The sequence below is a fragment of the Vibrio nomapromontoriensis genome, assembly GCF_050337205.1.
Taxonomy (GTDB): domain Bacteria; phylum Pseudomonadota; class Gammaproteobacteria; order Enterobacterales; family Vibrionaceae; genus Vibrio; species Vibrio nomapromontoriensis.
The window spans coordinates 43208-66983 of sequence record NZ_JAKJSS010000014.1; the positions used below are offsets into that span (position 1 = coordinate 43208).

Annotated in this window: 20 protein-coding genes; 12 read left to right on the plus strand and 8 right to left on the minus strand. The window is 43.3% G+C overall.

Going from position 1 to position 23776, the window contains the following annotated elements; all coding sequences use genetic code 11:
* Positions 1–81: 81 nt before the first annotated feature.
* Positions 82–1536 carry a hypothetical protein gene (locus tag L4D05_RS18000; protein ID WP_428794823.1) on the minus strand — a complete coding sequence of 485 codons (1455 nt, stop codon included), beginning with the start codon at positions 1534–1536 and terminating at the stop codon, positions 82–84.
* A 1-nt stretch (position 1537) separates the two neighbouring features.
* A complete protein-coding gene (locus L4D05_RS18005) occupies positions 1538–3517 on the minus strand; it encodes an EAL domain-containing protein (protein ID WP_428794824.1) in 1980 nt (659 codons plus the stop codon).
* Positions 3518–3812: 295 nt separating this feature from the next.
* Here L4D05_RS18005 and L4D05_RS18010 point away from each other — a divergent pair, with 295 nt between their 5' ends.
* Complete coding sequence (locus L4D05_RS18010) at positions 3813–4187, plus strand: hypothetical protein (protein ID WP_428794825.1); 375 nt, start codon at positions 3813–3815, stop codon at positions 4185–4187.
* A gap of 99 nt (positions 4188–4286) precedes the next feature.
* Complete coding sequence (locus L4D05_RS18015) at positions 4287–4649, plus strand: hypothetical protein (RefSeq protein WP_428753464.1); 363 nt, start codon at positions 4287–4289, stop codon at positions 4647–4649.
* A 39-nt stretch (positions 4650–4688) separates the two neighbouring features.
* On the opposite strand, the gene L4D05_RS18020 is transcribed toward L4D05_RS18015, so the two are convergent.
* The gene (locus tag L4D05_RS18020) at positions 4689–5573 is read right to left on the minus strand and encodes a sigma-70 family RNA polymerase sigma factor (protein ID WP_428794826.1); all 885 of its coding nucleotides are present in this window, start codon (positions 5571–5573) and stop codon (positions 4689–4691) included.
* Between the two features lie 332 nt (positions 5574–5905).
* Between L4D05_RS18020 and L4D05_RS18025 the strand changes: the two genes are divergently transcribed.
* The 4 genes from L4D05_RS18025 (at position 5906) to L4D05_RS18040 (ending at position 9793) form a co-directional block, all read left to right on the plus strand.
* A complete protein-coding gene (locus tag L4D05_RS18025; RefSeq protein WP_428753467.1) occupies positions 5906–6241 on the plus strand; it encodes an Hpt domain-containing protein in 336 nt (111 codons plus the stop codon).
* A 6-nt stretch (positions 6242–6247) separates the two neighbouring features.
* The gene (locus tag L4D05_RS18030; RefSeq protein WP_428753469.1) at positions 6248–6841 is read left to right on the plus strand and encodes a CoA pyrophosphatase; all 594 of its coding nucleotides are present in this window, start codon (positions 6248–6250) and stop codon (positions 6839–6841) included.
* A 252-nt stretch (positions 6842–7093) separates the two neighbouring features.
* Positions 7094–8344, plus strand: coding sequence for an aromatic amino acid transport family protein (locus L4D05_RS18035; protein ID WP_428753470.1), 1251 nt, complete (start codon positions 7094–7096; stop codon positions 8342–8344).
* Between the two features lie 87 nt (positions 8345–8431).
* Positions 8432–9793, plus strand: coding sequence for an L-serine ammonia-lyase (locus L4D05_RS18040; RefSeq protein WP_428753472.1), 1362 nt, complete (start codon positions 8432–8434; stop codon positions 9791–9793).
* Between the two features lie 68 nt (positions 9794–9861).
* Here the strand turns inward: L4D05_RS18040 and queD are convergent, their stop codons facing one another.
* The 4 genes from queD to L4D05_RS18060 are packed head-to-tail and all read right to left on the minus strand — an operon-like array spanning position 9862 to position 13004.
* Positions 9862–10224 (minus strand): 6-carboxytetrahydropterin synthase QueD, encoded by a 363-nt coding sequence (gene queD / locus L4D05_RS18045; RefSeq protein ID WP_250618141.1) that lies wholly within the window; start codon positions 10222–10224, stop codon positions 9862–9864.
* A 59-nt stretch (positions 10225–10283) separates the two neighbouring features.
* Positions 10284–11417 (minus strand): hypothetical protein, encoded by a 1134-nt coding sequence (locus L4D05_RS18050; RefSeq protein ID WP_428753474.1) that lies wholly within the window; start codon positions 11415–11417, stop codon positions 10284–10286.
* Positions 11418–11421: 4 nt separating this feature from the next.
* Positions 11422–12426 carry a glycosyltransferase family 2 protein gene (locus tag L4D05_RS18055; RefSeq protein ID WP_428753475.1) on the minus strand — a complete coding sequence of 335 codons (1005 nt, stop codon included), beginning with the start codon at positions 12424–12426 and terminating at the stop codon, positions 11422–11424.
* Entirely contained in the window at positions 12423–13004 is a 582-nt protein-coding gene (locus L4D05_RS18060) for a hypothetical protein (RefSeq protein ID WP_428753477.1), read from the minus strand. Before L4D05_RS18060 ends, L4D05_RS18055 begins: the two co-directional genes overlap by 4 nt.
* Before the next feature lie 322 nt (positions 13005–13326).
* Between L4D05_RS18060 and L4D05_RS18065 the strand changes: the two genes are divergently transcribed.
* The 6 genes from L4D05_RS18065 to L4D05_RS18090 all read left to right on the plus strand — a co-directional run bounded on the left by L4D05_RS18065 (position 13327) and on the right by L4D05_RS18090 (position 21310).
* Positions 13327–14946 (plus strand): methyl-accepting chemotaxis protein, encoded by a 1620-nt coding sequence (locus L4D05_RS18065; RefSeq protein ID WP_428753479.1) that lies wholly within the window; start codon positions 13327–13329, stop codon positions 14944–14946.
* Between the two features lie 144 nt (positions 14947–15090).
* Complete coding sequence (asnS, locus tag L4D05_RS18070) at positions 15091–16491, plus strand: asparagine--tRNA ligase (protein WP_428794885.1); 1401 nt, start codon at positions 15091–15093, stop codon at positions 16489–16491.
* Positions 16492–16732: 241 nt separating this feature from the next.
* Complete coding sequence (locus L4D05_RS18075; protein WP_428753590.1) at positions 16733–17032, plus strand: hypothetical protein; 300 nt, start codon at positions 16733–16735, stop codon at positions 17030–17032.
* Positions 17033–17279: 247 nt separating this feature from the next.
* The gene (locus L4D05_RS18080; protein WP_428794827.1) at positions 17280–18470 is read left to right on the plus strand and encodes an amino acid aminotransferase; all 1191 of its coding nucleotides are present in this window, start codon (positions 17280–17282) and stop codon (positions 18468–18470) included.
* Positions 18471–18674: 204 nt separating this feature from the next.
* A complete protein-coding gene (locus L4D05_RS18085; protein WP_428753482.1) occupies positions 18675–20564 on the plus strand; it encodes a DUF294 nucleotidyltransferase-like domain-containing protein in 1890 nt (629 codons plus the stop codon).
* A gap of 29 nt (positions 20565–20593) precedes the next feature.
* Complete coding sequence (locus L4D05_RS18090) at positions 20594–21310, plus strand: 3'-5' exonuclease (protein WP_428753592.1); 717 nt, start codon at positions 20594–20596, stop codon at positions 21308–21310.
* A 125-nt stretch (positions 21311–21435) separates the two neighbouring features.
* On the opposite strand, the gene L4D05_RS18095 is transcribed toward L4D05_RS18090, so the two are convergent.
* On the minus strand, positions 21436–23319 hold the full coding sequence (locus L4D05_RS18095) for a methyl-accepting chemotaxis protein (RefSeq protein WP_428794828.1): 1884 nt from the start codon (positions 23317–23319) through the stop codon (positions 21436–21438).
* Positions 23320–23776: the final 457 nt, after the last annotated feature.

Sequence of the window (23776 nt, forward strand, 5' to 3'; positions counted from 1 at the left end):
CTTCGTCATAAAAGTAATAGAAGAATATCACTATAAATCAATACTTGTGGTACCAATGGCACGGCTCATAGCGTGTCACTATTAAATTGTAATGGAAGAAAAACCCACAGTTCCATCATCAAAACTAAGTGTTAAATTCAACATCATTTGCTCTTTAGACTCAGCAGTCCACAACGAACACAGATTAAGGTCATTTGCGGTAATAAAGGCTTGTCGGCAGCTCACACCAACATGCTGTATACGTTTACGAGTCCTCTGGCCAACTAATTGTTCAATTTCGCGTCGACTCACCTGCCAATGATTGTCTGTTTTATTTGTTACACAATTTTCATAAACCAGATTGGGCATAAAAATCAATTCAAACGATGATGAGCCCGCAGTACCACAAGAATCGTCTGGGGATATTGATACTTTCTCTAACCCTCTACTATTATCAGACGTTGTCAGCCGCAATAAGTGACTACTTTGCCTCTTCATTGCTACCATATCGGAATAGTCAAACTGAATGGTGCTTATCGTGCCAGCGATATCAGGTTGAGATATGACGTGCAGAAGATCTGACTGATTCAACTCTATCGCACACCACTTCATTTTTTCCTTCTGCGCGAGCCTATTGTCCCAGGCATCCCTTAACGGCTTCACAACGCCTAAACCGACCACGGCAACCGCGTCTGAAATATTGTAAAAAAGCAGCTCTTTGTGCTTATCACCTAAACTTCCGTAATCTATATCAAAAGAGCCGTTGGGCTTCGGTGAGTAAATTGCTTGCGTGGCGGTCGAATACAACGCATCGACAAGCAAAATCGGACTGGATAATTGGCCGGTATTCTCCAGCAATTGTTGCTGTTCAAACGTATACTGATTAGATAGTGAGGATGACAAAAACCACTGTGGAATAACGCTAGAAAACAACGCACCATCGATCATTAGTGTCTGCTTTCTAGCGGTCTGCTGTGTTACATCAAACACGGTTACGTCTAAAGAACAACGCTGCGGCCTGCTGCTCTGCGGATTTTCTTGGAAGACGACACAATACTGGTCAGTTTGCTTAACGGCATAACCTGAAGAGTTTGTCGATATAGAAATAATACGCAAAACATTGTTAGCTGAGGGTACTATTCCTAACGCATCGGTAAGCTGCTGTTTAGAAATAAATACTGAATTATCACTTAATATTGAATAAGAAAAGGTGGGGCGCTGGACATAGGTACGACTAAATTGTTCAGGAATAGTGATATTTGTCTGATGACTGAGACGGCACTTAACTCTTATTGGTATGCCCTCCACCATGCAACGTAGACAAACGCTGCCATTGAAGCTCGCCGAAGGAATAAAGCCATAAATGCCGTAACCGAAATCCTTAACTACGCCATCTAAACCATCGCTCAATACTAACTCTGGAGACAATCCATTTAACGCAGGACATTGAGCACAAAGGTAAGTGTCTGAAAAAATCAATAAGCCACACGCGAGTTTAGCCACGGGGCTGAAAACCGTTGTGTTAAGTGACTGAGGAGGTGATGCGTGTCTATTCATATCAGCACATCGCCTCCTCTGTCGGCCGTGCGAGTAACTTCGCCACCTGCTGCGGTGTCATTGGTCGATAAAACAAATAGCCTTGAATATAATCAATACCAATATTTTTTAGAACTTCTAGTTCAGCCTCTGTCTCTACCCCCTCGGCAACAACCTTAATGTCTAAGTCATGTGAAAGCTGCCCTAACATTTTAACAGCAAAGTACTTTTGTTTGCTGTTTTGGATATTTGAAATGAATTTTTTATCAATTTTTAACTCATCAAAATCAAAATCACTAAAATATGAAAATGACGCATTCCCTGTTCCAAAGTCATCGACAGCAATTTTCACCCCTGAAGCGCGAATAGTTTCAATCAAAGTCGCGTTTTTACTATTATTGGTAAAATAGGACGTCTCTGTGATTTCAATCGTGACGTGATCATTACTAATCAACGACGAATTGATTAAATCAAAAAGGTCGTGAAGATGATCAGAGTACTCACCTGATTCTGCAAGTGAGCAATTTAGTGAGATCGACAATGGTTCTGTTCTTGCCACTTGTATCTGTAACATTTCAGTAATCGCTCGTTCAGCCACGATCAAATCAAGCTCAGAGATAAGCTTCAGGTCTTCGGCTAAATGAATGAGCTCCTGAACAGAATATTCTATTCCTTCGAATCTAAAACGGCATAAGGCTTCCAATTTAGCCACTTTGCCTGTGGCCAAGTCGACAATTGGTTGAAAGTAGACATCTATTTCCTTATTTTGGATTGCGCTGATTAACAAGCGTTCCAAGTTTTTTCTTCTAATGTTTGCTTTAACGAGTGCTTCATCATAAAAGTTAACGTTACTCGCTCCCACATCATGAACATACATAGCTTGCAGTGACTGAGAAATGACTTCGTCAACGCTAAATTCATTTCCCCCATACAAAGCAACACCAATTTTCCCTTCAGAGATATCATTAATTAAATGATCTTCTAGATAAGCTCTTAGACCTGCAAGAAATTGTCCGACGCTGGTGTTTATCGTCTGTAAGCTTTGCCCATCGGTGCTTCTGATTCGAATCAGCACTAGAAACGTATTGTTGCCTAAATACCCAAAGCTCTCTTTATTATAAAAATCGCTCAATGCGAGCAACACTTTATTGCGTGACGCTTCTTCAAGGCCTGAATAAAAGTTTGGCTGAAAAGCCAACACGACAAATTTTTCTGCTCGCAATGACAAGCTCTGCGCTTTTTTACGAAAAGAAGCCTCATCCAGTACACGCTTGGCGATATCACGACCTTCACTTGATGGTGCGCTGATAAATCGAAGGTTAAAGTCTGTGCGAAAGGTATAAATATACAAACTCTGAGAGTTCGCTAATTGAACTTGTCGTACATTCACCATCTCTAGCATTGTTTTATTTTCTTTGGATCGCGTAGCCATCGCACCTTGCCATTTATCACTGCAAGTAATTGCGCGTTTAAACGCCTCTAGATGTGCGCGATTTTGATGAAATAAGCTGATATCGGTTATGTTGTGTCCCAACATTGTAATAGCGGACACCGAATGCTGCTGGCACAGCGTTTCATTAACAAAAATAACGTCATGGTGATGATTGGTGATCATCACCCCCCCCATTCGTTCATCTAACAGCTGATCAATAAGGGTGAGTACGCTGATATAATCAATCGTTTTTGAAAGTACGGTAGCGCAGCCCTTAACCTTGCCATCCAGTACTAAATAGACTTCAAACTTGATGATCAATACTTGACCTTCCGAAGTTTGTAGCGATACCGATAAGGCCTCCGGCTTACCGCTAAACTCCACATTTCGCACCAAACGAAGCAGTTGGTTAATGGTTTCTAGTGGCGGCGTTTGTACATAGTCGTTAGCTCCGTCATGTGGATGTGATAGCAACTTCTGCCAGAAATCCGCCGTCGATATGACATAAGCCATATCGGATAACACCTCAGTCCAGAATATTTTCTCTCTAGCCTTTGTAGTCGATACCATGACGTCTCTCTCATAAATTCACAACACATATGATGTGGTCTATATACGATATTGCATGCAGTTGAATAAGCCTATTTTCAAACTAGGAAAAATACGTCAATAATCAAGCCCACCCTATTCCAATCGTTCTGTATTTTCTCCCTCGACTGGCTGCATTCCAATATTTCTACCCGCTATTGGACTATGTGAACTTCGTCTCGTTCTGTTAACTTAATTCAACTTTATCAATAACAACCTTGAATCAAGGAAAAACACTCCTAGTTTAGTGTTATCCCAAACTGAACGAGAACATATAATGAGTTACATTTATGTATCTGATATATATGACGATTATTATGTTTCCCCCCCTCCATCAAGGACTTTAAGTAGAAGAGAGGTTCCGGAAGAGGAAATTGAAATTCGGGATATCTTAGTATGCTGGTATGAGACTGGATTTGTGCCCCTTCAGCACTCAATGCAGTTGCAAACGACGTTCCTTGATAGCAAAACAACATTTGAGCGTCTGACACGTACACTAAATACATTAGTGAAATACAAAGCGTACTTTTTTGCGGTAAAGCGCGTCATTTCAATGTGGGATCGCGATTCACTTGAATGCCGCTACATTACCTACTTGCTCAATAAACACTCACAAGGTTCAGCAATAGTCGACCGTAATATTCAACTGTGACACTTATTTGTCGCTTTTGTGAGAGCGACCACTAATAACAACAATATCAATAGAAGCCTTAATGATGGCATGTTAGTATTACATTAAAAGGTCAACCGTATGATTTTTATGTATAAATTCGTTACAGACAAGCTAGACACTCAGTATACTCAACTCCCTCCTACTGATCGTGAGTTGAATCATGCAGACATACCACTTGAAGAAATTGAGATGAGAGAAATGCTGTCTGCATGGTATGACAGTGCTTACCAGCCTTTGATCAACGTAAACAGTAAAGGGGGCAATAACCAAAGCGAAAGCGCTCGCTTGACGAAACTAGAGAACACCTTGCTGACAGTACTAAAAAATAGAGTCTATCAAGCGGCTTTCCAACGTATCTTGACGACGATGAAGCCGTCGACAAGTAAGGAGCGACTGCTAAGACTGCTATCCAATTCAAAAGGAAATTACTCAGTACAGTAGTAAAGCCCGAAAGCTATCATGCTTTGTCTTAGTTGATCGCTAGTTAATCCAACCATCAAACTTAAGTTTATTTTGGAGCTTAGCAACACCTTCTTGCTGCAATTGTCGCACTCGCTCTTTCGATAAACCATATTTCTCACCTAGCGCATCTAACGTAAGTGTTTCTTTACCAAACAATCCAAAGCGGTGAATGACTATGTCTTTATACTTCTCTGGTAATGTCATGATAACTTGCTCGAGATTATTAAGTAACTTTTCGTCATAACAAACCTCATAAGGCTCAGGTATTGCCTCTGAACGACAGTTATCCAGTGACAAATACGCTTTATCGATCGTATCCACCGAAGAGCTGGATTCGATAAAACCACTCATGTGGATCAACTCACTAATATGATTTTGCGACTTATCCGCTTGATCAGCAATTTCTTTAACAGAGGGGGCACGCTTTAAATCAGCACTCATTTGATTCGTTTGCTTAGACAGGCGATTAATTTCTTTGATAACATGAACAGGCAATCGAACCGTTCTCCCCGTATTCATCAAAGAAGATTCAATACTTTCTCGGATCCACCACACAGCGTAGGTACTAAAGCGAAAACCTTTATCAGGGTCAAACTTGTCTACCGCTTTCATTAATCCTAGGTTGCCTTCTTCAATGAGATCTAAGATTGTATGATTGCTCAACCCTCGCTTGGTGTACCCCCTTGCGATTTTCACGACTAGTCTTAAGTTAGATTCAATCAACACGTCCCGTGCAGATTTCTCGCCTCTTCGCGCCAATGTTGCATAATGAAATTCCTGCTCAGGTGTAAGCAAATCAATACCCACAACATCGCTAATGTACCTAGAGTAAAAGTCGATACTTTTTTCGTTATAGTCCTTACCTGTATTTTTTGGACTTGAACCTTCTATCCGTGTACCCATAACATGCTCCTTTTTGCATCTAGGCATCAATTCCAATGATTAAAATTGTTAATTATTTGTAAGAAATGCCGCACAGATAAGCATAGGCAGGTTTAATCAAAGCATCAAAGTTTAATACCAAAGATCAAGTCAATTAGTAGAAAATTTAGTAGTAAAGTACTAGATAATGACACTGAAAAACTAACGAGTTTAGATAATGTAGCGTTTTTATAAGTTAAGACAGTTTCTATTTTCATTTTCTCAATAGCTGTACTATTTTGTACTGTATGAATTTGAAAAATAAACGTAAACCAGATTTGAGTACCCTTACCCAATCGTAGAAGGACCTTAGAATGATTGATTTCGAAGTATTGCGTAGCTATATGGATAATGACGAAGACATCATCGCAGCCGTGTTTATGGCCTTTATGGAAGAACATGAAAATGGCGCAGAAACAGTACAGCATCTCTATCAGACTCAAAACTGGAGTGAGCTATTTATCACTGCACACTCTTTAAAAGGTATTCTCGCCAGTTTTGGTGAAACTAAGGCAGTAGACAAACTTGAAGCCATTGAAGGGACGACTCGCAATAATGAGTCCCCTAATGCCGATGACATTAATTTTGTGGTTGCAGAGATGCAGGTGATAAAAAATCAAATTAATGATTATTTAGCTTCGGTAGCGTAAGGCACAATGACACGACTCGAATTCCTACAACGCTTTCAGCTTCATCAGTTATCGGACTATCACCCAGAGTCTAAACAACGCTCAGCTCATATTCAGCACTTGTCACTTCGATCCGCAAGTGTGCTTATTGGTTTGGTCGAGCGGCAAGGGCGGCTACAGGTCATTTTGACAAAAAGAGCCGCTCACCTTAAGCACCACCCCGGACAAATTAGCTTCCCCGGAGGAAAAGTAGAGCCCAGTGATGCCAATGTTCACTTCACCGCGTTAAGAGAAGCCAAAGAAGAAGTCGGAATTTTACATAACGAAGTCGAAATCGTAGGTGATTTACCTGAGCTTCTCACTATTACTCGTTTCCAAATCACACCAGTTATTGCATTTATTGATCCGAACTACCAACCTAAACTTGACAGAAATGAAGTGGATTATCTGTTTGAAGTGCCATTGGAGTTTCTGGCCAAGACGAGCAACATGACGACGCACCGCTTCAATATTAAAGGTGAAAAACATCGCGTATTAGCGATTCCATACCAATCCCACTTCATATGGGGCGTCACCGCACAAATTATTCAAAGTTTGCAAACTCAACTCCTGCAACACTAACGCTACCCACCGACACAACTAACACACTTCCTTGCAACAAAAAGTAATCGTTTACATCACTTCGGATTAGTTATTCTAATAACAGACATAGGTAAACTAATCTGTAGCACACAAAAAACGTGAGCCAATTAACGAATTAATCAGTACAATGAATAGACCCAACCAAACCATGACCTAGATCTAATTTTTACACGCAAAAACGTTGCAAACTCCTCCCGACTTATTTCCTGTTCCCAAAATGAGTAAAACTTAATGACTACTTCAACTTCTACGGCTACAAGCCGCACTTCAACTAAGTGGAATTATAAAGATTTCACTTGGGCTCTATCACTTTTCGGTACTGCAGTTGGTGCCGGTGTACTATTCTTACCAATTAAAGCGGGTGCTGGTGGCTTTTGGCCATTAGTTATCTTAGCGCTAATTGCAGCTCCAATGACTTGGTTCGCGCACAAAAGCTTAGCGCGTTTTGTACTTTCAGCTAAAAACCCTGATGCAGATATTACTGATACGGTAGAAGAACACTTCGGTAAAACTGGCGCAAACCTTATCACCTTCGCTTACTTTTTCGCCATCTACCCTATCGTTCTAATCTACGGTGTGGGTATCACTAACACAGTAGACTCATTCCTAGTAAACCAAATGGGTATGGAATCTATCCCGCGCTGGTTGCTGTCTGGTTGCTTAATCGCAGCAATGACATGTGGTGTGGTATTTGGTAAAGAGCTGATGCTAAAAGCAACGTCAGTGATGGTATACCCACTGGTTGCTATCCTACTTGCTCTTTCACTTTACCTAATCCCTGATTGGAATACTTCAATGGTTAGCGTTAGTCCAGACTGGGGCTCAATGCCAGCAGTTATCTGGCTTGCAATCCCTATCATTGTATTCTCATTCAACCACAGCCCTATTATCAGCCAGTTCTCTAAAGAACAACGCCGTGTCTATGGTGAAGATGCTGTTAAGAAAACAGACATGATTACTGGTGGTGCAGCGACAATGCTAATGGGCTTTGTTATGTTCTTCGTATTCTCTGTTGTATTGTCTCTTTCACCAGAGCAACTTGCGACAGCACAAGAGCAAAACATCAGCGTGCTATCATACTTAGCGAACGTTCATGAATCTCCTCTGATTTCTTACCTTGGTCCAATCGTTGCTTTTGCTGCAATTACATCAAGCTACTTTGGTCACTTCCTAGGTGCTCATGAAGGTTTGGTAGGCTTAGGTAAATCTCGCTCTGCTATGCCAGTTAAGAAACTTGAAAAAGCGTCTTTGCTATTCATCGTTATCACAACTTGGATTGTTTCTATCATCAACCCAAGCATCCTTGGCATGATTGAAACAATGGGCGCACCAATGATTGCGGCTATCCTGTTCCTAATGCCTGTGTTTGCAATGCGTAAAGTACCAGCAATGGCTAAGTTGAAAACCTCTGCTCCTGTACAAATTTTTACAGCAGTTTGTGGTATTGCGGCAATTACTTCTGTAATCTACGGCGCTTTTTAATTGACTCCATCAATTAAAACAACAAACAACCTATAACAATAAGATAAGCCTCCTCATTCGAGGGGGCTTTGCTAGAGGTAAATCAGTATGATCAGTGTTTTCGATATCTATAAAATTGGTGTTGGTCCTTCAAGCTCTCACACTGTGGGTCCAATGAAGGCTGGTAAAGAGTTTATTGATGACTTACGTTCAATGGGCAAACTACGCGACATCACCAAAATTACCGTAGATGTTTATGGATCACTATCACTGACAGGGAAAGGTCACCACACAGATATCGCGATTATTATGGGCTTAGCTGGTAACTCACCTGAAAAGGTAGATATCGACTCGATTCCAAATTTTATTGCGCGCGTAGAAGAAACTGAACGTCTTCCAGTTGGCATGCACTGCCATACTGTGTCATTTCCACGCGATGGCGGAATGAACTTCCACTCTTCAAACTTATCACTCCACGAAAATGGCATGCAAATTCATGCTTGGATAGATGAAGAAGTGGCTTACTCAAAAACATACTACTCGATTGGCGGTGGTTTCATTGTCGACGAAGAACACTTCGGCAAAGAAGAAACATCAGCAATCAAAGCGCCGTACGAATTTAACACCGCTGAAGAGCTGGTGAATCAATGTAAAGAGCATGGCTTATCTATCAGTACGCTTGTCATGGCAAATGAACATGCTATGTATTCTGATGACGAGGTTCGTACCTACTTTGCTAACATTTGGAAAACCATGCGTGAGTGTATGGAGCGCGGTATGAATACCGAAGGTATTTTACCAGGTCCATTGCGAGTACCTCGTCGCGCATCTGCATTACGTCAGCAGTTAATCACCTCTGAAAAAACAACGACCGATCCGATGGCTGTTGTAGACTGGGTGAACATGTACGCATTTGCAGTAAACGAAGAAAATGCAGCTGGTGGTCGTGTAGTGACCGCTCCAACCAATGGTGCTTGTGGCATCATCCCAGCAGTACTTGCTTACTACGATAAGTTCATCCAAACCGTGACCGAGAAAGACTACATTCGCTACTTTGCTGCTTCTGGCGCGGTAGGTGGTCTTTATAAGCAAAACGCTTCTATTTCTGGCGCTGAGGTTGGCTGTCAGGGTGAAGTGGGAGTGGCTTGCTCTATGGCAGCTGCGGGTCTTGCAGAACTGATGGGCGGAAGTCCAGAGCAAGTATGTATGGCTGCAGAAATCGCGATGGAACACAACCTAGGGCTAACTTGTGACCCTGTTGCTGGTCAAGTGCAGGTTCCATGTATTGAGCGTAACGGCATTGCTGCGGTTAAAGCTATTAACTCAACTCGCATGGCACTTCGTCGCGCCTCAGCACCACGTGTCTCTTTGGACAAAGTGATTGAGACGATGCTTGAAACCGGGAAAGACATGAATGCTAAGTACCGTGAAACCTCTCAAGGTGGGCTGGCAATCAAAGTTGTGTGCTAAGTCTAGCAACCAATAAGTAAAAACAAAAAAACCGAAGCATTTGCTTCGGTTTTTTTATTCACTAAATGCTACTCGCCTATATAAATACAGCCAGCAGTACATGTCTCTTTAATTTCTACTTTACTTAGTAATGGCAAGCTTGGCTTAAGTTGTTGCCAAATCCACTTTGCTAGTACTTCACTGGTTGGGTTCTCTAACCCTTCAATATCATTCAAGTAGTAGTGGTCAAGGCGGTTATAGATTGGTTTGAATGCCGCTTTTATTTCAGAGAAATCAATCACCCAACCTGTATGTGGATCAACTTCACCTTCAACATAGAGACGCACCAAAAAAGAGTGCCCATGCAAACGTCCACACTTATGCCCTTCCGGCACATGTGGAAGATGGTGAGCAGCTTCAAACATGAACTCTTTATACAACTCAGTTTTCATAGGGTATCTCTGGTAAAAAATGACACGCAATCCTACTGAAAACCGAGCGGTATCTCAAGTTATACCGTAAAGAATACCTTTGAGAAAAAGCCAATAGTAATAAAGGTAGAGACGGCTGAACTCACCAATAGTGCTGGCATCCTTACCGTCGGAAACCGCTCGAGCAACATAAATATCGCTAAGTAGGTCGGATAAAGACCAAACAAGTACCTTGGCATTGCGTTCACACCCGATGAGAGAGGAATAAGCAAATTAATGAGCATAAACGTCGCTTCCGCATAGCGCTTCTTAAAGAACAGATATGCATTAAGTGCTAGCCCAATAAGAGACACAACAACCAAGTAAAGTTTAGCGCCGCCAGTTTCCACACCATAAATAAGCCACTCAACCGGATGACTAAACACCCTTCCCCAAGCAACTTGAATATGACCAAACGCTAAGGCATCTCCCATATGGAAATGAAGAAAAACCATATAGGTAAAGAACCCCAATGGGATTAACCAAATCGCAGCAATGACAGACAGAGCATTGTTTTTTAACCGTATAAAACTGGATACGCCATACGCCTGCACACCAAAAATCAGAACCGAGAAAACCAACATAACACCTAAATTACGAGTCACTGCCGCCACCAACCCAAGCAGCCCAACAAGCCACCAATTTTTCCGATAGCACGCAATAAAAACACCACAGATAAGTGCGATATACAGCGGCTCAGAGTAACCCGCAAGAGCATATACGGTATAAGGCGAGAAACACATCAACCAAATAGCTGTGTCTTGAATGTCCTTACTAAATGACTGTTGCTTAAGCGCCATAATAAACACAGCAATACTGGCGACAAATGTGAGGTTAGACATCACTATCAAGGCAAGATTCGTATCACCAACGAGCAACGACATCCATTTACCTAAATAAGGGGATACTGGCATGAAGGCCCAGTTCGCGGCATTACCACCCTTCATATAACTTGGGATGAGTGCATACCCATCATCGGCGATTCTTTGGAACCACAGGCAATCGAAACGACAAATTTGCTGCCAAACATCCATATTTGTCATTGATTCTGGGTTATATGCGTGAGCGCCAATTAACCCCAAACTATAGAACACGGTGCGGCTGACAATAACGGCAAGAAGTATCGTCAACCATTGTTGCTTAGAAATAGTGAGAGAAGGTTGTTCATATTGCATCGGATTAACTCGCCTTTCTAGCTGGGTGGTTTAAGATTTCTTGTGATTTTTCCTGCTTTCCATATCGACCGTAAACCCCTTCTACAAGGTATATAGGCCGCTGCTTTAACTCCCTGTACATACGGCTAATATAACCACCAATAATTCCCAATGAGATGAGTTGAATGCCACCTAGAAAAAGAACGACACTAATAGTGGACGCATAGCCTGGCGTTTTGACATCAAAAAATGTCGCACCAATGACAATCTTCAACATAAATAAAAAGGCAAGACAAGAAATCGCGCAACCAACAAACCCCCAAATTCTTAAAGGCCATGCGGTAAAGCTAAATATCCCATCGACAGCAAAATTCCACAGTTTCCAATAGTTGAATTTAGTTTCACCTGCATGCCGCTCCGGGCGTTGAAATGTCACTCCTGTCGAGCGAAAGGCCGACCACGCCATCAGCCCTTTCATAAAACGGTTACGCTCTGGTAGTTGACGAAGTGCATCTATCACGACGCGATCGATTAATCGGAAGTCCCCTGCATTTTCAGGTATTTTAGTATCCGAAGTTACCCAATTGAAAAATCGATAAAAGCCGCCCGCAGTTAGTCGCTTAAACCATGTATCTTTGGAGCGATCAACTCTAACGCCATAAATGGTATCCCACTGCTTGGTTTGCCATAACTCAACAAACTCCAGAATCAGCTCTGGTGGGTCTTGCAAGTCAACATCCATAATGACGCAAGCATCGCCTTTAACATAGTCAAGTCCCGCTGTCATCGCCGCTTCTTTGCCGAAGTTACGAGCTAGATTCACTAAGCTTACTTGGGGATCTGAGGCCATTACCGACTCAATAACCTGCTTGGTATTATCACTGCTACCATCGTTGACAAAAACGACGTCAAGGTTGGCTTTTATTGGATCCAGCACCTCGTCAAGAGCTTGTATAAATGGGGTAATAGACGCTTCTTCGTTATACACAGGAACCAATATTGATAAGATGAAATCGTTGTTGCACTTCATGAGGTTAACTCCTGTATCGCAATCTGTTTAATAGTTAAGCTCGCTGGTGTTTCAATTTCCCAATGCTGAAGCTTAGGGCTAATGGCACCAGCCGGGATAAGCGCTTCTAACATTTCAAAACCCATTGGCATTAATTTTACTTTGTTGCCATTTCCCAACGACAAATAAACCGGCTCAGTAATGGATTTAGATAAGGAAAGCTGCACTCGTACTGGCCCTTTAGGAACCTGAGAAAAATTGAAAAACAAGCCTCCAGAATGAACCAAAACCCTCGCCCCCTCACTCGCGGTCTTAGCCCAGCCAGCCCGACTAAAGTACGGAGAGTTGTCACTGGCAGTCACGACTCCAGAACTAGGCCAAAGCAATTCTGTATTTGCTTTGGCCCAGTAATGCGTTTTTTTATCGATATAATAGACTTGATAAGCGACGGTGACGTTAGGGTGGGCGGCAAGATACAGCGTCCACAGATAAAAGGACGATAAAGTGACAAGCATTAAGAGCGTCAGTGGCCGAAAAAAACGTTGGATCAACGATTTCTTAACATCCACAGTTTGTAGTTCAAAAGATAAAGAAGGCATGAGCAAATACATTTAGTTACATATACCCTCGTTTTACTCTTGTGCCAGCCACCCCCTGTCAATGCACGGTCAGAAGCAGATTAAGATTCCATGAATGCCAAATACCACCAATTAACCCATCAAAGAGGTGAATTATTCCTTTTAGTCGAGTATTCAATAACTAACGAACTTTCAATAATAGATTGCTTCAATTCTCAGAAATGATACAAGTTGCAACAAAAACCATGAGCTTTACGAGGTTTTATGCATCTATAACCTTCCCCACCCATTGAAATTAACTTACCATTCACTCCGTCAGCCCAACCTTTTAACAAAAACAATTATGCGACTTACAATAACTAATAAACTACTTATCGCGCTTATATTGGTATTTGGCACTGTTGTGATTACCTCAACAACCTATCAATATAACCAGCAACGCGAGCTCATTTATTCCGTACTCGGTGAACAACTCCATGACAAAGCGGGTAACTACTTTGATAGCCTGAACATGATGATGCTCACCGGTACCATGGCTCAAAAGGAAACGCTTAGAAATAAAGCGCTCGCACAAGAGAATATAGAAACCGTGCGTGTACTACGTGGCGACGCAGTAAGCAAACTCTACGGTGCAGGGCTAGCCAACCAAGTCCCTATCGATGATATAGATAAACGTGCATTACTTGGTGAAACCGTATTAGAACCCTTCAAAGCAGAATGGGGGAATGGATTAGTTGTCGCCCTGCCAATGAAAGCCAGTGCGGATTATCGAGGTACTAACTGTATAACCTGCCATATGACAGAAGAAGGGGAGGTACTTGGTGCGATTCGAATTGAATACAACTTAAATCAAGTGAACGGTTTAATTAATAAGCGTACGGCTATTGCCGTTGCAATCATGGCCGCAATTGCCTTTATTGGTTACCTATGTACTATTTTTATTGCTCGCCGCTTCATCGTTGCACCCGTTCAAACCACATCCCGATTTATGAACAGAGTGAGCGGCAGTAAAGATCTCTCGATCCGTCTATCTCAACACCAAAATGATGAGGTTGGCGATCTCACTAACGATATCAACGCGTTCTTAGATACCGTGTCTGAAAGCTTGAATAAGGTCCAGTCAACGGCAAAGACCGTTAGCGCCAATGCCGACAAGCTGACTGATATAGCCCAAAACAACGAGGAAACCGCCAAAAGACAACTTGATGAAACCGCGGCCGTTGAGAGCAACATGCAACTATTAGAGCAACAGCAAAGCACGGTGAGCGAAGCAACCGAACGAGCCTCCGAACTCATGCAGCAAACTTGCCAACTCACCAAAGCCAGTAGCTCAGAAGCACAAAGCGCCAGCGCTGATATCGAATCTTTAGTCCAAGATATTGGCCAAGTATCAACACACATCTCCGAACTGAACGAGCAAACCGAACAAGTGTCAGCTATTCTCTCTACGATTAAAGGCATTGCAGACCAAACTAACCTGCTCGCCTTAAACGCAGCCATTGAAGCCGCGAGAGCTGGGGAACAAGGTCGCGGGTTTGCCGTTGTTGCCGATGAGGTCCGCTCACTTGCGAGCAGAACAACCGAGGCCACCAGTGATATAGAAGCCATTATTGCCAAATTCCAACAAGGCAGTAGCTTTTCGGTACAAGCCGTGAATAAAGTCTCACAAACTGCCCATCAGCGTGCTGATGAAGTTCAAGCCTTAGCCAGCAAAATGCAGCGAGTTGTCGAACAAATAGAGTCAACAACCGACATTGCGAATCACGTTCAAACTCAGATTCAAGCTAACCGACAAACTAGCGCAAGCGTTGGACAAAAGACCGTGGTTATAACAGAACACGCCAACGAAACCTCTGGAGCCGCGACACAAACTCATCAAATCAGCATGGATTTGCAACAGCTTTCCCATCAATTAGAGACATTACTTAATCAATTTGTATTGAATAGCCACAATAAAGGCTGATTAACCACAATAAAGGTTGAACCAAGAAAATTGACAGGTAATATATCTGTTTGAAAAGAAATTTATACTCCACTCAATATAACGTTCATATTTTAAACAATGAACATTGAGTGGTTTTTTACCTCCATGGAGAAGATGAATAACATGACTTACGCGCCTGTAACAGACGTACTTGGCGGCAAGCTAGCAGTAGACAGTGAAGTAACTGTTCGCGGCTGGATCCGTTCACGTCGTGATTCCAAAGCTGGAATCTCTTTCCTTGCCATTTACGACGGCTCTTGTTTCGACCCGATTCAGGCCGTGGTCCCTAATAATCTTAATAATTACGACGAAGAAGTGCTTAAGTTAACGACTGGCTGTTCTGTTGAAGTAACGGGCAAGATTGTTGAATCTCCAGCAAAAGGTCAAGACTTCGAACTTGCAGCCACTGACGTTAAAGTCGTTGGCTGGGTTGAAGATGCAGACACATACCCAATGGCTAAGACTCGCCACTCTATTGAGTACCTTCGTGAAGTAGCGCACCTTCGCCCACGCACTAACGTCATCGGCGCAGTCGCACGTGTACGTAACTGTCTATCTCAAGCGATTCACCGTTTCTACCACGAGCAAGGTTTCTTCTGGACTTCGGCTCCGCTTATCACTGCGTCTGATGCAGAAGGCGCAGGTGAAATGTTCCGCGTGTCTACGCTAGACATGGAAAACCTACCTCGCACTGAAGCGGGCAAAGTGGACTTCAACGAAGATTTCTTCGGTAAAGAGACGTTCCTAACCGTATCTGGCCAACTTAATGCTGAAGCTTACGCTTGTGCACTAAGCAAAGTTTACACGTTCGGTCCTACTTTCCGTGCTGAAAACTCAAATACCAGCCGCCACCTAGCGGAATTCTGGATGGTTGAACCTGAAATTGCTTTCGCAGACCTTGATGATGCTGCAAAACTGGCTGAAGACATGCTTAAATACGTGTTTGCTGCTGTTCTTGAAGAGCGTCGCGATGACCTTGAGTTCTTCGCTTCTCGCATCGACAAGCAAGCCATCGCTCGTCTAGAGCAATTTGTTGACGCAGATTTCGCACAAGTTGACTACACTGACGCAATCCAAATCCTACTAGATTCTGGTAAGAAATTTGAGTTCGACGTTGAGTGGGGCATCGACATGTCTTCTGAACATGAGCGTTACCTAGCTGAAGAGCACTTCAAAGCGCCAGTTATCGTTAAAAACTACCCGAAAGACATCAAAGCTTTCTACATGCGCTTAAACGACGACGGCAAAACGGTTGCGGCAATGGATGTACTTGCACCAGGTATTGGTGAAATCATCGGTGGTGCACAACGTGAAGAGCGTCTAGATATTCTAGATGAGCGCATGATTGCTATGGGCATCGACCCTGAGCACATGAGCTGGTACCGCGATCTACGTAAATACGGCACAGTGCCTCACGCAGGTTTCGGACTTGGCTTTGAGCGTCTAGTGTCTTACGTAACAGGTATGGGCAACGTTCGTGACGTAATTCCATTCCCTCGTACGCCACGCTCTGCTAACTTCTAAGCAGCGTTTAGGTATAATAATTAGGTCACTCTTAGGGTGGCCTTTTTTACGCCCGCTCACTCAAAGCTCTTGCCGCCCTCTTCCCTTATATACTGCTATTTCACCTTACATTTCTGCACCCTTACGTTTCATTTTCAATCCATCATTCGGCTTGGTTTCTTTCTTCGCCAGCACTATATTTAAAATAACAATACAGTAATTCAAATCAGCGATACGGCTGATAGGATAAAAGGTGTTAATGATGAGCAAATTTACTGAATCTGATATTCAATATCGAGGTGAGTCCAACGGTGTTCATAAATGGGAAGCTTCCAATGGCCAACCTTATTACTGGCACCCAGACTGGCTTCACGTGGCAGAAGATGAAATGGGACTTCACGCCAGAGCTAAGCTTAACGTTGAAGAAAGCGCAACCCCATCAAAAGCTCACGCGATTTCGGCTGTACTTCAACATTTGAATGATTGGGTTGAATCAAAACTTACTCAACATCCAGACATTGAAACTCAAGCGCACGAATCAGAAATCAATCTAAAAAAATAACAACCTCATTGTTCCCAAATGCCAAATTGGTGTTTGGGACTCCATTCTTACTCACGAGATTAGCAAACGTTTCCGCTTCAAAATTACAAAAAGAACGAATTAGCGCCATTTTCTGCTCCAAATCAAACTAATTTTCTGTTTTCTTCTTTAATCTGGTTGTCACGTATGGCCTACAGAGGTATAAATAGGCTGTTATCGTCACAAAATATGTTCACATTTGCCCCTTCAATTAACATGGATGAAGATTATGTTTGAAAAAGTTGTAGCTGCACCCGCTGACCCTATACTTGGCCTCACTGAAGAGTTTAAAAAAGACACTCGTGCAGAAAAAATTAACCTCGGCGTTGGTATCTACAAAAATGAGCAAGGCCAAACCCCTGTTCTTGCTACAGTAAAAAAAGCTGAAGCAGCATTGCTAGAAAATGAAAAAACAAAATCTTACCTGACGATTGAAGGCACAGCTGAGTATGGTTTAGCTGTACAAAAACTGCTATTCGGTGCTGATTCAGCGATAGTTAACGAAAAATTGGCAAAAACCGCACAAGCTCCGGGTGGCACTGGCGCACTTCGCGTAGCTGGGGAGTTTATTAAACGCCAACTTAGCAGCGCTAAAATTTGGATAAGTAATCCAACATGGGCGAACCATAATGGCGTATTTGCTGCCGCTGGCATCGAAACAGCCCAATACAGCTACTACAACTCAGAAACAAAAGACAAAGACTTCGCAGGCATGGTGGCTGATTTAGAGCAAGCCGCTGTGGGCGATATTGTTTTGCTACATGGCTGCTGCCACAACCCAACTGGCATCGACCCTACTCCTGCCGAGTGGGAGCAATTAGCAAAACTGGTAGCGGACAAAGGTCTGATCCCATTATTCGACTTTGCATACCAAGGCTTTGCAAAAGGCGTTGAAGACGATGCTCAAGGCCTACGCACCTTTGCTAAATACAATAAAGAAATTCTAGTCGCGAGTTCATTCTCAAAGAACTTCGGTCTGTACAATGAGCGTGTAGGCGCCTTCACTCTTGTTGCTGCGTCTGAAGAAATCGCAACGACAGCCTTCTCACAAGTAAAAGGCATCATTCGCTCAATCTATTCTAACCCACCCGCTCACGGCGCTGCGGTTGTTACATACATTCTTAACGATGAAGCACTTCGTGCTGAATGGGAAAACGAAGTAGCGGAAATGCGTGATCGCATTCAAGAAATGCGTGGCCTGTTTGTTGAAACGCTAAAAGCAGAAGGCGTAGATGCGGACTTTAGCTTCATTGAGCGTCAAAATGGCATGTTCTCTTTCTCTGGGCTGTCTAAAGAGCAAGTAAACCGCCTAAAAGACGAGTTTGCAATTTACATTGTTGGCTCTGGCCGTATCAGCGTTGCTGGTATGACGAAATCTAACATGACACCATTGTGTAAAGGCATAGCGGCAGTTTTATAACCGTACTGCGATGCACAATTAAGCGTGAATTCGCCTGTCATTTAGCGTATTAACTAGCTTATTAATCAACGTGTTAGCGTTTGTGCTTGATAAAAATAAAGGTCAGCTTCGGCTGACCTTTTGTGTTTCTGCGTGTACTATTAACCCATCACGATTACATTTAGATAGTACGTAATTACATTTAAATAGTACTTAAGGCCGCACATGGACGCAGAACTCATAGAGATCCAACACTTTCTCGCCAGCTACCCTCCTTTTGATGAACTACCAGAAGAGACCATTTTGTATGCGTCTCAACATATTGAGATAGCCTACTATCGCCAAGATACGCCCATCATACATTTTGGTGATGAGATCAATGACCTCTATATGGTTAGAAGTGGCGTTGTAGAGGTTTACCGTCGTAAGGGCGAGCTGTACAACCGATTGGACGAAGGCGATCTCTTTGGGCAAATGGGTCTGCTGACAAATAATAAAGTCCGATTCCCAGCCAAAGCGGTCGAAGATACGCTCGTCTACTGCTTATCCGCTGAGGTATTTCAAGAGCTCTATGACAAATTTGATTCATTTGCCGACTTTGTTGAAGTTGAAGACAGAGTCAGGCTAAGACAAACTGTCTCCAACAATAGCAACACTAACGACCTCACCACATCAAAAGTCCGAACGCTACTCACTGGTGAACCTGCCACAATCGATCGGCATAGAACCATTCAAGAAGCGGCGAAGCAAATGGCCGACGAACAAGTGTCATCCCTGCTCATTCTCAATCCTGATATCACCGAAAACGATGAAGATGATTCCTCACCCATCGTTGGTATCATTACCGATAGAGACCTTTGTACGCGAGTGTTAGCTCAAAACCTAAGTCCACAAGATGAAGTGGCTTCCGTGATGTCTACCGACCTTATTTCACTCGATCACAACGCCTATGTGTACGAAGCCATGCTTATCATGCTGCGCTATAACGTCCATCATTTACCTGTTGTAAAAAACAAAATTCCTCTTGGTGTTATCGAAACATCCGATATCGTTCGCTACGAGTCTCAAAACTCACTCCTATTAGTAAGTAGTATTTTCCAGCAGCAGTCGGTTGAAGAGCTTAAGCAGCTGTCTGATCAAGTTCGCGATAGTTTCGTTCGCTTAGTCAATGAAGACGCCAACGCACACATGGTCGGCACGGCAATGTCAGTAATTGGCCGCAGTTTCAAACAGCGCATCATTGAGCTTGCTGAAGAAGAGTTAGGTCATGCCCCTATTCCTTATTGCTTCCTAGCACTTGGCTCCATGGGACGCGATGAACAACTCATGGTCACCGACCAAGACAATGCCATCATTCTTGACGACAGCTACGACGAAAAGAAACACGGCGCTTACTTTAAAGCCTTCTCGACCTTTATTTGTGATGCGCTTGCCGATTGTGGTTATACCTACTGCAGTGGTGACATCATGGCGACGAATCCGGAATGGCGCATGACGAGAAAAGAATGGGAAGCGTGCTTCTCAGATTGGATTGATGATCCAAACCCAAAAGCATTACTCAATGCGTCTATCTTTTTCGATTTGGATGGGGTTTACGGCAAGCTCAAATGGGCAGAGCAACTCAATAGCTTCATCGTCAGAAGAGCAAGAAGAAATAACCGCTTTTTGGCCTGCTTAGCGCGAAATGCGCTTAATCGTACTCCTCCATTAGGCTTTTTCAAAGATTTTGTGATGGAAAAAGATGGGCAACACAACAACTCCATCAACCTAAAACGTCGCGGTACAGCGCCACTGGCTGATTTAATTCGTGTCCATGCCCTAGCGGTTGGTTCTCGTTCTACCAACTCATTCGAGCGCTTAGACGACATCCACGACGCCGGCATATTGCCAAAAGGACGCGCTCGTGACTTGAAAGATGCCATGGAATTCATCTCAATGGTTCGTATCAGCCACCAAGCTATGGATGTTCAGATGGGCATCGCGCCAGACAACAACATTGAGCCAGAAAACTTGTCCGACTTTGAACGTCGCAACCTTAAAGATGCGTTCCAAGTCTTGAGTAATGGCCAGAATTTCCTAAAATTTCGCTATCAAGCTAACAATAATTTTAAATAGAGCCGTCTAAGTGGTGAGTGTGGATTATGATAAAAAAGCTATTTAGTGCGCCTAGTATACAGTGGCAAAGCAAGTTTAAAACGCTAGCGGGTCGCGCTCAGGATGAGCGTCTGCAGGCGTTTTACGCTAAGGGGTTGCCCAACAGCGATACGCTGCTCAAAGACGTATCATTTGTTGCTCTAGATTTTGAAACGACAGGGTTAAACCCAGAGAAAGATGGCATCCTCTCAATTGGCCTTGTGCCTTTCACCACCTCAAGGATACGACTCAATGCCGCTAAGCACTGGACGGTAAGGCCTAAGGCCATCTTAGAAGAAGAGTCTGTGGTCATCCATGGTATTACTCATAATGACATCTTAGACGCACCAAAATTCAAAGATATCCTTGGCGATGTGTTGGATTCGCTGGCAGGACATATCATCGTGGTGCATTACAACCCAATTGAACGTGGTTTCTTTGATGATGCATTAAAGGGCATGATAGGTGAAGGCATCGAATTTCCGGTCATCGACACAATGCAAATTGAGTCTGTCTACCAAAAACGCGCCACAGCTGGTGTAATCAATATGTTGAAAGGTAAGCAAGCCGACTCGGTCCGTTTAGGGCAAACTCGCCGTCGTTACGGATTGCCTGACTACCCGCCCCATCATGCATTAACCGATGCGGTGGCGACTGCAGAACTGCTCCAAGCACAGCTTGCCTATCACTATGATGAAAATACCGTGCTTAACGATATCTGGATATAGACGCAGCAAACCTGACTATCCCGACTATCCCGCAATCTAACCTTCCCTCTGATATCAGATGGTACACACAAAAAAGAAGGCTCTGATGAGCCTTCTTTTAGTTTTTAGATCTGAGTGTTACCTAACTAAATCTTGAATCGACCAATCTCGCGACCTAGCTTCTGCGACAGCTCTGACAACTCTACCGCTTGTTGAGCAGCTTCATGCGCTTCTTCGGCTAATTCATCGGAAACATCGCGGATACCCTGAGTATTACGAGTAATTTCAGAGGTCACCGACGCTTGCTCTTCTGCCGCTGTCGCGATTTGCGTTGCCATATCACTGATTTGCCCTACCGCCGACAAGATTTGAGTCAAGCTTGCCGCTGCACTGTTGGCATCGTCTACACTGGTTTCAGCTAAGCCACGGCTATCATTCATAATACCAACCGCTTTGCCTGTTGTGGCTTGAAGTGTCTCGATGGTCTGCTGAATCTCTTGAGTCGATGCATGAGTACGTTGACTCAATACACGCACTTCATCAGCAACCACAGCGAACCCTCGACCTTGCTCGCCCGCTCGTGCGGCTTCAATTGCGGCATTCAGAGCCAACAAATTCGTCTGCTCGGCAATGCCTTGAATCGTAGATAAAATGGTGTTGATGCTACTACCATGAACTTCGAGCTCACGAATCACCGTGGTAGCAACATCCACTTCTTGAGCCAGATTTTGAATTGAGTTTTGTGTCGCAGATACTTGACCCGCTCCATGGTTACTCGCCTCTACGGCCTCAGAAGAGTTATTAGCGGTCATATCAGCGTTATTAGCAATTTCTTGAGTCGCCGCTGCCATCTCATTGATTGCCGTGGCGACCATATTGATTTCATCTTGCTGCGTTTGAATACGCTGGCTTCGGACGCGCGCGTGGCTCGCGGTATCTTTCGCTTGTTCTGACAAGGCGACCGATACATCGGTAAGCTTCATAATCGTTTCGTGCATGTAACTAACAAACGTGTTGAAGTTACGAGCTAACTGACCCACTTCATCGTTACTTCTTGGTTCTAAACGGCTAGTTAAGTCCCCTTCACCAGATGCAATCTCCGCTAGTGCTTTAGAGACTCGCGCTAAATCATTAATAAGAAAACTCACCATCCAAGAGGCGATTGCGGCAACAAAAATAACGATGACGACTGACGTGAGTATTAACTGCGTCAGCGCACTGTTCAGTTTTGCTAGCTCCGTTTGCTTATCTAACTCTACCGCCAGTACCCAATTAGTTTCTGGAACCTTTGTAAAGTACAGCATTTTCTCTACGCCCTGGATGGTCACTTCTGCCATCTCACCACGAGACGCGAGCTCACTGATAGCAGACGTCGTCAATTCGGGACTTAGCTCCGTCATTGACTTTAATAACAACGAGGTATTTTGGTGGGCAAGGAAGGTATTATTCGACAAGTCAATCAACATCGCGCTGGCATTATGTCCCACGTTCAAACTAATGACGTCTTGCACTAACTGATCAATTAATACATCGGCACCAACGATGCCAACTAAGCGACCATTTTTCTTTACAGGTTCAGCGATGGTCACCAGCAAAGCATTGGTAATGGCATCTTGATATGCCTCAGTAATAATCTGTTTATTGGCAGACGCTGCATCCTGATACCAAGGGCGCGTTCTAGGATCGTAATCGGCTCTGTTACGCTCTGGGTGAGAACGATACATTCCACCATCTGGAGTCCCCAAAAAGATGTCGTCAAAGCCACCAGCGACACGTGCTTGTTTTAGGTAGGGTACTTTATCTTCTACTTCTGAGAATGGATTAAAAGCGGTCGCAATGTCCTTTCTCACTCCGATCCAATTTTCTATTCCTTCTACTGCCGCAAGCGATACGTTATTCGCACGACTTGAGATTGCATCATGCGTCTGTGTTGAAAGTTGTTGCGCAGACAAGATGGTTAATACCACTGCCATCAATAGTACAGCAGACAACATTGCTGTAATTAATTTTTGCTTTAGAGATAATTTCATAGGTTATTATTCTTTTAGTAACTTAATAGTTAATTAATCATGTTAGTCATGAAAAGTACTGCGGGCAGATAATATCCAAATTCCGATGCAAAATCGACCGTCAATATTTTGTCTAGCTATTCATTTCCGCCAAAATTATGCCGATGTGAATCGCAACCAATCGAGTCACATTTTTGACCTCAGTAAGCCAAGCATTCTCTCGTTATCCCACTTTTAACACCCATGCTAAAACTTCACATTAACCATATGATTTTATGATGCTTTTTATCGGTAGCTGTTTATCACCTCGATATAGAGAACAGGCTGACCAAGCAAGAGCACTGGGGTCGTGTAATATAAGATTTCAGAAGCGGAACATGACAAATTAAATATCAGTTTATAAGAATAAATAGGAAAACTTAACGTAGAAGAACATCGATTAGATCAAAAAAAGAGCAGCCTTAGCTGCTCTTTTTAC